This window comes from Sphingobium sp. HDIP04 (genome assembly GCF_000445085.1).
Classification (GTDB): domain Bacteria; phylum Pseudomonadota; class Alphaproteobacteria; order Sphingomonadales; family Sphingomonadaceae; genus Sphingobium; species Sphingobium indicum.
In genome coordinates this window covers 1-9,615 of record NZ_ATDO01000136.1, presented here as the reverse complement: position 1 = coordinate 9,615, position 9,615 = coordinate 1, and the positions used below count along the sequence as shown (strand labels likewise).

Genomic DNA, 9,615 nt, shown 5'->3' with positions numbered 1-9,615 from the left:
GGGGGCGAGGCGGAACCCCCGCTCATGACCGCCTCTCCCGCATGCGGCACGCTCAGTCCGAACCGAAGGGTTGCGCGCCGGTCACGGCGCCGCCTGCGTCGATCGTCAGCTTGGCGATGCGCGCTTCGGCCGCCTGGAGCCGTTCCATGCAGCGTTTCCGCAGCTCCTCGCCCTGCGAATAGAGCGAGATGGATTCGTCGAGCGGCACATCCCCGCTCTCCAGCCGCCGGACGATCGATTCGAGCGCGCGCAACGCATCTTCGAACGACATCTGCGACGGATCGCCCTGTTGTGTCATGCTGTCTTGCGCCATGTCCCTGCATTGGCGGCCCCCGCCCGCCCGGTCAAGCCCGCATGGGCCATGGCCGCCGATTCCGGCCGCCGTTCACGAAAACGTCATGACGTCGCACCACTGGCTGGCGGACTTGCGGCAGTTTTGCGTTGACGCTTGGCATGGCTAGTGCACATAGAAGGACCGCTATGAAATATCATCTCCCCCTGATCTCCGTAGCGGCGCTTGCGCTGCTTTCCGCCTGCAACAAGAATGACGAACCCGAAGTCGTGGGCGGCCCCGCCGATCCCATGGCGGAAAAGCTCGCCAATGCCGCGCCCATCGAACTGCCGCCGATGGTGAAGGAAAGCCATCAATATCGCTGCAAGGACAACAGCCTGATCTTCGTCGACTTCATGAGCGACGACAAGACGGCGAACCTGCGCACCGAAAAGGACGGCGCGCCGACCAAGCTGACCGCCGCCGAAGCCGGCAAGCCCTTCGAAGGCGCCGGCTACAAGATCGAGGGTTCGGGCAAGCAGATCACCGCCACCCTTCCGGGCAAGGACGCGGTTAGCTGCAAGGGCTGATCTTCTTTCATTTTCCTGCATATCCGGGCCGGTCTTCCAATGCGGAAGGCCGGTCTTTTTCTTTTTGGGTTGGCGGAAGGTGACCGGTAGGGGATGTTCTTAATCCTCCCTGCGCGAAGCGTGGGGAGGGGGACCATGCGAAGCATGGTGGAGGGGAATAGGCGCGACCTGCGTATTTCCCCTCCACCACCGCCTTCGGCGGCGTCGAAGAGAGGCACGTGACTCTCTTCGACCCTCCCCATCTTGCGATGGGGAGGAATAGGATGGGGGCGCCTTCCGCGACATTGCGCCGGATGCGGGTGGGCCATCATCTTATTGTCTATCGAACGCTCCATCGCTAAAGGCGCGCTCATGTCCAGCACCGCATCCCAGATCACGCCCCAGGTCGTCGCCGAACATGGGCTTTCCCCAGAAGAATATGATCGCGTCCTGAACGCGCTCGGCCGGGAGCCCAACCTCACCGAACTCGGCATATTCTCGGTCATGTGGTCAGAGCATTGCTCCTATAAAAGCTCGCGAATCCATCTGAAGAAGCTGCCGACCGAAGGGCCGCAGGTGATTTGCGGCCCCGGCGAGAATGCGGGCGTCGTCGACATCGGCAATGGGCAGGCGGCGATCTTCAAGATGGAGAGCCACAACCACCCCAGCTATATCGAGCCCTATCAGGGCGCGGCGACGGGCGTGGGCGGCATTTTGCGCGACGTGTTCACCATGGGCGCGCGGCCGGTGGCGAACATGAACGCGCTGCGCTTCGGGCGGCCCGATCACCCCAAGATGAAGCATCTCATCAGCGGCGTGGTGCGCGGCATCGGCGGCTACGGCAATTGCGTGGGCGTGCCGACCGTGGGCGGCGAGGTGAATTTCCACCCCGCCTATGACGGCAACATCCTGGTCAACGCCATGACCGTGGGCGTCGCGGAGACGGACAAGATCTTCTACAGCGCCGCGTCGGGCGTGGGCAATCCCATCGTCTATGTGGGGTCGAAGACCGGGCGCGACGGCATCCATGGCGCGACCATGGCGTCGGCGGATTTCGGCGAGGATTCGGAGGAGAAGCGGCCGACCGTGCAGGTGGGCGATCCCTTCACCGAAAAGCTGCTGATCGAGGCGTGCCTGGAACTGATGGCGTCGGACGCCATCGTCGCGATCCAGGACATGGGCGCGGCGGGCCTCACCTCCTCCTCGGTGGAGATGGCGTCGAAGGGCGGCGTCGGCATCCAGCTCGACATGGACAAGGTGCCGCAGCGCGAAACCGGCATGACCGCCTATGAGATGATGCTGTCGGAGTCGCAGGAGCGGATGCTGATGGTCCTCCAGCCGGGCAAGGAGGATTTTGCCGAGGCCATTTTCCGCAAGTGGGAACTGGACTTCGCGGTGATCGGCCATGTGACCGATACGGGCCGCATGGTGCTGGTCCATCATGGCGAGACGGTGTGCGACATTCCGCTGGCTCCGCTGGCCGACGACGCGCCGCTTTATGACCGTCCGGCGATGGCGAAGGAGGAATATAAGGCCTGGTCGGGCGTGCAGCCGCTGGGCGAGATCGCGGAGAGCGCCGACATCGGCGCCGACCTGATCAGGCTGATGGGTTCGCCGGACATCGCCTCGCGCCGGTGGATCTGGGAGCAATATGATCACATGGTCGGCGCCGACACGGTGCAGCGCCCCGGCGGCGACGCGGCGGTGGTGCGCGTCCATGGATCGCAAAAGGGCATCGCGATCAGCACCGACTGCACGCCGCGCTATTGCTATGCCGATCCCTATGAGGGAGGCAAGCAGGCCATCGCGGAATGTTATCGCAACATCAGCGCGGTCGGCGCGACGCCGCTGGCCGTCACCAACTGCCTGAACTTCGCCAATCCGCAGCGGCCGGAGATCATGGCGCAGTTCACCGGCTGCCTGGAGGGCATGGGCGACGCCTGCCGGGCGCTGGATTTCCCCATCGTGTCGGGCAATGTGTCGCTCTACAATGAATCCAAGGCGACCGGCGGCGGCTCCGCGATTCTGCCGACGCCCGCCATCGGCGGCATCGGCCTGCTCAAGGATGTCGACGGGATGGCGACCGTGGCCTTCAAGAATGAGGGCGACGCGATCTGGCTGATCGGCGGCGAAGGCACGCATCTGGGCCAGTCGATCTGGCTGCGGGAGATTGCCGGGCGGGAAGCGGGCGATGCGCCGAGGGTCGATCTGGCCGCCGAGCGCGCCAATGCCGAAACCGTCCGCGCCCTGATCGCGGCGGGCAAGGTCAATGCGGTGCATGATATTTCCGACGGCGGCCTGCTGGTCGCGGTGGCGGAAATGGCGCTGGCCGGGAAGATCGGGGCGGAACTGGACATCGCGCTGACGACCGCTGGCGCCTTTGGCGAGGATCAGGGGCGGTATATCGTCGCCGCTGCGCAGGGCGTCGAGATTGCGGGCGCCGTGAAGATCGGGACGACCGGCGGCGACAAGGTGGCGGGCGTGGCGCTGGCCGACCTGCGCGACGCGCATGAGGGCTTCTTCCCGGCGCTGATGGACGCGGAACTTTAAAGTGGGAAAATGGCCTGCTCCTGCGCAGGCAGGAGCATGCTGGAATAACGGCGGCAACTGGCCGCAACTTGCCAATCGCGCATGGCGCCCCAACATGCGTCTGACCCCGAAGCAAGGAGCCTTCCATGACCATCACCCGCCGCGTCACAGTGCATGAAGGCCCTGGCGGCCGGTTCGAGAGCATGGCCGTGTTCGACGATGCGGCAGGCGCGCCGCGTCCCGGCGTGCTTCTCTTCCCCAATGTCCTGGGCGCCAAGGAGGCCGATTTCGCCTATGCCGAAAGGGTCGCGGCGCTGGGGCTGGCGGTGCTCGTCGCGGACATGTTCGGCCAGGGCAAGCGGACCACCCGCGCCGATCCCGACATGGGCCGCTACATGGCGGAGCTCAATGACGACCGCGCCCTGCTGCGCGACCGGGCGAACGCCGCGCATGCGCTGCTGAAATCGCTCGACGAAACGGACGAAAGCCGCACCGCCGCGATCGGTTTCTGCTTCGGCGGCAAATGCGTGCTGGACCTTGCCCGTTCCGGAGCGGATATTGCAGGCGGCGTCAGCTTCCACGGCGTCTACGACGCGCCGCCCTTCCCCCATGCGAAGATCACCGCGCGGCTGTTGATCTGCCATGGCTGGAACGACCCGATCGCTCCGCCGGAGGCCACCGTCGCGCTCGCGAAGGAATTGACCGAAGCCGGATGCGACTGGCAGATTCATGCCTATGGCCATGCCGGCCACGCCTTCACGGACCATGACGCGAAGATGCCGGAAAGGGGCCTGGCCTACCATCCCGACGCCGACCGCCGCAGCTTCCGCTCCATGGCCGATTTCCTGGACGACGTTTTCGGCTGAACCGGCGGCCGGCGGGGATCAGATTTCGTCGATCATCTCCGCCAGCACGCCGAGGCAATCCTTGGCGAGCTGGATCGAGCGCGCCGGGGACCAGCCGAAATCGGCGTCGGGCAGGTCGTCATTATCCTTGAACGGCATTTCCAGCGTCATGGCCACCGCGCCGAAGCGTTCGGCCAACTGGTTGGTCGACATGGACAGGTTCGCCCTGCCGGCAGGCGCGGTCGGATAGCCCTTCCTCGTCTGGAAATCGGGCGTCCGGGCGGCCAGCGTGTCGCGATAGCGGCGATACAAGGCCGACTGCCGTTCCGTGATGGAGGGAATGCCCTCGAACCCCGCCAGGAACACGGCCGGAATCGCCTCGTCGCCATGCACGTCCATGGCGAAATCGACCCCGGCCTCGTCCATCGCTCCGCGCACCAGGAACACCTCCGGACTCTTTTCCATCGACGGCTCATGCCATTCGCGGTTGAGGTTGATGCCGACCGCATTGGTCCGCAAATGGCCGCGACGGCTGCCGTCCGGGTTCATGTTCGGCACGATGTAGAAGGTCGCCTCCCTGCGCAGCAGCCGCGCCACGGCGTCCTCCTCGTCGCAGAGCCGCTCCAGCGCGCCCTCCATCCACCATTCGGCCATGCTCTCGCCCGGATGCTGGCGGGCGTAGAGCCAGACCTTCTTCGGCCCTTCCCCCAGCACCAGCAGGTCGAGCGGCTGCCGGTCCAGCGTCAGCCCCAGTTCGCGATGCTCCACCCCCGGCTGCGACGCCGCCCAGGCGACCAGGTCATGGTGCCGTTCCATCGAATAGGGCGCGAAATAGGCAAGCCACACCGCATTGCTGTCGGGCGACAGGCGGATCGTCAGCGTGCCGTCGGCATAGCCGGTGTCCGCCAGCAGCCAATTGTCCCGATCCTCGCTATAGCGCGCCTTGTAGCCCGGCCAGCCGTCGGGATAGGCCGACGCGCCGCAATTGACGATCGCCAACTCGACCTCCCGCCCCGCCACGCCCGCCACGCGGAAGTGGAACCATTGGTAGAAGTCGCTCTGCCGGTCCTTGACGATCTCCAGTTCGGCGCGGACGCCGGCGGGGGTGTCGGAGACGGAAAGGACGCGAATATTGCCGCTGTCAAAGGCACTTGTGATCGAGATGCTCATTTGACGGTTATAGTCCGCCCCGATTCGCCCGGATAGCCCCCCAGCAACGCCGCCGCCAGCTTCTGCGCCGCCAGGCCGGGCTGCGATGCGGGCGTGCCCTCCCGCGCGGCGGTCTGCGCCCGGCCTTCCCAGATGGTGGTCGAATCGGCGCGTCGGCGTATCTGCACCTGCAATTCGGTGAAGACCTGCCCCTTGGGCTTGCCCGACAGGTTGATGCCGATGCCCAGCCCCAGGCCGGAATAGCCGCCGCTGCCCACCGCGCCGCCCACGCCGACGCTCACCGGCTTGCCATTGGCGCCATAGCTGCCGGGTTCGCGGAAGGTGCGGCGGAAGCTCACCAGCGCGACATAGTCGCTCCTTGCGCCCTGTCCTGCCGTCCCCTGTCCGGCGGCGGTGAAGCCCACGCGCTGCAATTCCTGTTCGACCGCGGCGGCATAAGTGCGGAATTCCAGGCCGACATCGGGGTTGCCGGCCATCTCCTCGACGGCGATGGTCCCGCTGCGCGCCGGATTGTCGATATGGAACCGCGTCACCTCCACGGGTGGAACAGCCGTGGCGCAGGCGCCGAGGCCCAAAGCCAGCAGGGAGGGAAGGACGATCTTCTTCAACATGGACGGATTGGACATGGATGCGCACTCCAGGGGATCAACAGCCTCTACACGACACCGCGCCGCTAATCCCTTAAAAGCGTCAAGCCACGGATTTGCTGCATGCAGGATGAACGGCGCGGGGATGGGGCGAAAAGCGGGCGGCCGCCCTTGACTTTCGGCCGTCCCGCCCATAGGGGCTGCGCTTCGATTTTCGATCAAGCAAGATTCATTCAAAGGCTGGTTCCATGAAGATCCGCAATTCGCTCAAGTCGCTCAAGGGCCGTCACCGGGACAACCGCGTGATCCGCCGCCGCGGCCGCACCTATGTCATCAACAAGACCAACCGCCGCTTCAAGGCCCGCCAGGGCTGATTCATCGCGGATATTGCCGCCGTCGTCTTCGATGTCGGCAATGTCTTGTATCACTGGACCCCAAGGGTTCTGTACGAGCGCCTGATCGACGATGATCGGGCGCTCGATGCGTTTCTCCGCGATGTCGTGACGCCGGACTGGCATTTCCAGCATGACCGGGGCCGCCCCTTCGCGGAAACCAGCGCCGAACTGATCGCGCGCCATCCGGAACATGCGGCGCTGATTCGCCTCTGGGGCGAAAAGTTCATCGACAGCGTCGGCCCTGCGGTCGAGGGCATGCCGGAGATCGTGCGCGAACTGCACGAAGGCGGGGTTCCCCTCTTCGCCATCACCAATTTCAGCGACGAATTCTGGCCGCCCTTCCATGCGCGGGAGGCGGCGCTGTTCGCACCCTTCCGCGACATCCTGGTTTCCGGCGCGGAAAAGCTGGTGAAGCCCGATCCCGCGATTTACCGGCTGGCGCTCGACCGATTCGGGCTGCGGGCGGAAGAGGCGCTGTTCGTGGACGACCGGGAGGACAATATACTGGCGGCCGAGGCGGAAGGGATGCGCGGCCATTTGTTCCGCGATGCGATCGCATTGCGCGAGGAATTGGTTGAACTAGGACTGCTTCGAACCCCAACTGTCTAACGCAGCGGTGTTCCTGCGAAAGCAGGAACACAACCCCTTTTGCAGTCGACCTTTACCCCTCGTCCCGGCCCCTCAACTCATCGCCCCGTATCGCGGCCACATGCAGCACATTGGTCGACCCCGGCGTCCCAAAGGGCACGCCGGCCAGCACGACGATCTTGCCGCCCTTCTCGACCATGTCATGGCGCAGCGCCATGCGGCGCGCCTTGCCGACCATCTCCTCGAACGTGCCGATGTCCTTGGTCCGCACGGCATGCACGCCCCAGGTCAGCCCCAGCTTGCGCGCCGTGTCCTGCCGGGGCGTCAGCGCCAGGATCGGCGTCATCGGCCGCTCTCGCGCCACGCGGCGCACGGTGCTGCCCGATGAGGTGAAGCAGGTGATCGCGCTCGCCCCCACCACGGACACGATGCTGCCCGCCCCCTCCGCCAGCGCGTCGGCGGTGGTGGGGTCGGGCTTCGTCTCGGTATAGTGAAGCCGCCCGAAATAGCCCGGATCGCGCTCCACGCTATGGGCGATGCTGTCCATCATCGTCACCGCTTCGACCGGCCAGTCGCCGGCCGCCGTCTCCGCCGACAGCATGATCGCGTCCGCCCCGTCATAGACCGCCGTCGCCACGTCGGACACTTCGGCGCGGGTGGGCGTGGGCGCCTTGATCATCGATTCCAGCATCTGCGTCGCCACCACGACGGGCCGCCCCATGCGCCGGGCCGTCGCCACGATCTGCTTCTGAAGGGGCGGCACCGCCTGGGGCGGCAATTCGACGCCCAGGTCGCCGCGCGCCACCATCACCCCGTCGGCCAGTTCGATGATCTCCTCCAGCCGCTGGACAGCCGCCGGTTTCTCGATCTTCGCCATCAGCGCGCCATAGCCGCCCATCAGCTTGCGCGCCTCGGCCAGGTCCTCTGGCCGCTGCACGAAGCTGAGCGCGATCCAGTCGCAGCCATGCTCCACCGCGAAGCTGAGGTCGCGCCGGTCCTTTTCGGTCAGCGCCGGCACCGGCACGACCACGTCGGGCACGTTCACGCCCTTGCGGTTGGAAAGGGCGCCGCCGACCTCGACCACCGTGTCGATGCGGTCCTCCGCCACCTTCTTGACCCGCAGCACCATCTTGCCGTCGTCCAGCAGCAGCCGGGTTTCGGGCACCAGCGCGGCGTAGATCTCCGGATGGGGCAGGTTGACCCGCGTCGCATTGCCCGGCGCGGGATCGCTGTCCAGCACGAAGGCCGCCCCCGTTTCCAGCACCGCCAGCCCACGGTCGAACGTGCCGACGCGCAGCTTTGGCCCCTGAAGGTCGCCCAGGATGGTCGTAGGACGGCCGAATTCCTTTTCCAGCGCCCGGATGGTCGCGATGCGCGCGGCATGATCCTCATGCGCGCCATGGCTCATGTTGATGCGGAAGGCGTCGGCCCCGGCGACGAACAGCGCCCGGATCATCTCCGGGCTGTCGCTCGCGGGGCCAAGGGTCGCCAATATGCGGACCTTGCGCGAACGGGGCGGTAATCTCGTCATTCGTCTTTTCTCCTGACCGTCATGGTCGCCTCTGGTTTGCCAGGGCGCGGTTTTCGATTATCCGTGCTGCACGACAGGATGATGATGATCAGCGAAAGGCTCGCCGTGAACGACACCATACTCAGCGACGCGGTCGCCGCAACCGCCTTCCGACGGCTGGTGGCGCATTTGCAGCATCGCACCGACGTCCAGAATATCGACCTGATGGGAATGGCGGGCTTCTGCCGCAACTGCCTGGCCGACTGGATCGCGGAGGCGGACGGCGCAATGAGCAAGGATGAAGCGCGGGAGATCATCCACGGCATGCCCTTCGCCGAATGGAAAGCCCGCCATCAGGGCGAGGCGACGCCGGAACAGATCGCCCGCATGCAGGAGAGTGTGGCGAAGAACGCCGACAGCCATTAGAGGCAAGCGCCGACCGATTCACACTGACTGGAGATTCTCATGAGCGATGGCAATGTCGCCGCCGAACAGCTACGCCTCTTCATCGAGCGCATCGAGCGCCTGGAAGAGGAAAAGAAGGGCATCGCGGACGATATAAAGGACGTCTATCTGGAGGCGAAGGCCAATGGCTATGACGTGAAGACGATGCGGTCCATCGTCCGCCTGCGCAAGATGGAGCGCAACGCCCGCATGGAAGCCGAAGCGCTGCTGGAAACATACAAGACGGCGCTGGGGATCGAATAACCGCAGCAGGAGTAACGCCCATGACCGAGATCATCGTCAGCACCACGCCCTCTCTGGAGGGCCGCCCCGCAAGGGAATATCTCGGCATCGTCACCGGCGAGGTGATCGTGGGCGCCAACCTGTTCCGCGACCTGTTCGCCAGCGTGCGCGACATCGTGGGCGGGCGGTCCGGCGCCTATGAGGACGTGCTCCAGCGCGCCCGCGAGCAGGCGATAGCGGAAATGCGGATGCGCGCCGCGACCCTGGGCGCCAATGCCGTGGTCGGCGTCGACCTGGATTATGAGACCGTCGGGTCCAGCGGCTCGATGCTGATGGTGACGGCATCGGGCACCGCGATCCTCGTCTAGGATATACGGATTTGGCGGCGATTGGCCAATCCAAGACATTCCCCTCCCGTAAACGGGAGGGGTTAGGGGTGGGCGCGACCCCGGACTTGATCCGGG

General features: G+C 65.6%; 12 protein-coding genes. 8 read left to right on the top strand and 4 right to left on the bottom strand.

What is annotated here, in order from left to right:
- Positions 1–52 precede the first annotated feature (52 nt).
- Positions 53–313 carry an exodeoxyribonuclease VII small subunit gene (locus tag L286_RS45265; protein WP_007688687.1) on the bottom strand — a complete coding sequence of 87 codons (261 nt, stop codon included), beginning with the start codon at positions 311–313 and terminating at the stop codon, positions 53–55.
- Positions 314–480: 167 nt separating this feature from the next.
- Here L286_RS45265 and L286_RS45260 point away from each other — a divergent pair, with 167 nt between their 5' ends.
- From L286_RS45260 to L286_RS45250, 3 genes are all read left to right on the top strand, one after another.
- On the top strand, positions 481–861 hold the full coding sequence (locus tag L286_RS45260; RefSeq protein WP_007688690.1) for a hypothetical protein: 381 nt from the start codon (positions 481–483) through the stop codon (positions 859–861).
- 351 nt (positions 862–1,212) lie between these two features.
- Positions 1,213–3,390 (top strand): phosphoribosylformylglycinamidine synthase subunit PurL, encoded by a 2,178-nt coding sequence (gene purL / locus L286_RS45255; protein ID WP_020817670.1) that lies wholly within the window; start codon positions 1,213–1,215, stop codon positions 3,388–3,390.
- A gap of 125 nt (positions 3,391–3,515) precedes the next feature.
- Complete coding sequence (locus L286_RS45250; protein WP_007688693.1) at positions 3,516–4,235, top strand: dienelactone hydrolase family protein; 720 nt, start codon at positions 3,516–3,518, stop codon at positions 4,233–4,235.
- An 18-nt stretch (positions 4,236–4,253) separates the two neighbouring features.
- On the opposite strand, the gene L286_RS45245 is transcribed toward L286_RS45250, so the two are convergent.
- Both L286_RS45245 and L286_RS45240 read right to left on the bottom strand, forming a co-directional pair.
- Complete coding sequence (locus tag L286_RS45245) at positions 4,254–5,384, bottom strand: M14 family metallopeptidase (protein WP_020817669.1); 1,131 nt, start codon at positions 5,382–5,384, stop codon at positions 4,254–4,256.
- Complete coding sequence (locus L286_RS45240; protein ID WP_025160637.1) at positions 5,381–5,995, bottom strand: hypothetical protein; 615 nt, start codon at positions 5,993–5,995, stop codon at positions 5,381–5,383. The genes L286_RS45245 and L286_RS45240 overlap by 4 nt, the downstream gene beginning before the upstream one ends.
- Before the next feature lie 224 nt (positions 5,996–6,219).
- Between L286_RS45240 and ykgO the strand changes: the two genes are divergently transcribed.
- Positions 6,220–6,345 carry a type B 50S ribosomal protein L36 gene (gene ykgO, locus L286_RS45235; protein ID WP_004210176.1) on the top strand — a complete coding sequence of 42 codons (126 nt, stop codon included), beginning with the start codon at positions 6,220–6,222 and terminating at the stop codon, positions 6,343–6,345.
- 3 nt (positions 6,346–6,348) lie between these two features.
- Positions 6,349–6,975, top strand: coding sequence for an HAD family hydrolase (locus L286_RS45230; protein WP_020817668.1), 627 nt, complete (start codon positions 6,349–6,351; stop codon positions 6,973–6,975).
- Positions 6,976–7,027: 52 nt separating this feature from the next.
- Here L286_RS45230 and pyk read toward each other — a convergent pair whose 3' ends face one another.
- Complete coding sequence (gene pyk, locus L286_RS45225) at positions 7,028–8,485, bottom strand: pyruvate kinase (RefSeq protein ID WP_025160638.1); 1,458 nt, start codon at positions 8,483–8,485, stop codon at positions 7,028–7,030.
- Between the two features lie 81 nt (positions 8,486–8,566).
- Here pyk and L286_RS45220 point away from each other — a divergent pair, with 81 nt between their 5' ends.
- The 3 genes from L286_RS45220 to L286_RS45210 are packed head-to-tail and all read left to right on the top strand — an operon-like array spanning position 8,567 to position 9,519.
- Positions 8,567–8,890 (top strand): DUF1244 domain-containing protein, encoded by a 324-nt coding sequence (locus tag L286_RS45220; RefSeq protein WP_020817666.1) that lies wholly within the window; start codon positions 8,567–8,569, stop codon positions 8,888–8,890.
- A 39-nt stretch (positions 8,891–8,929) separates the two neighbouring features.
- Positions 8,930–9,172: a DUF2312 domain-containing protein gene (locus tag L286_RS45215; protein WP_007688707.1), complete on the top strand. Its 243-nt coding sequence runs from the start codon at positions 8,930–8,932 to the stop codon at positions 9,170–9,172.
- Between the two features lie 20 nt (positions 9,173–9,192).
- A complete protein-coding gene (locus L286_RS45210; RefSeq protein ID WP_007688709.1) occupies positions 9,193–9,519 on the top strand; it encodes a heavy metal-binding domain-containing protein in 327 nt (108 codons plus the stop codon).
- The last annotated feature ends 96 nt before the right edge of the window (positions 9,520–9,615 follow it).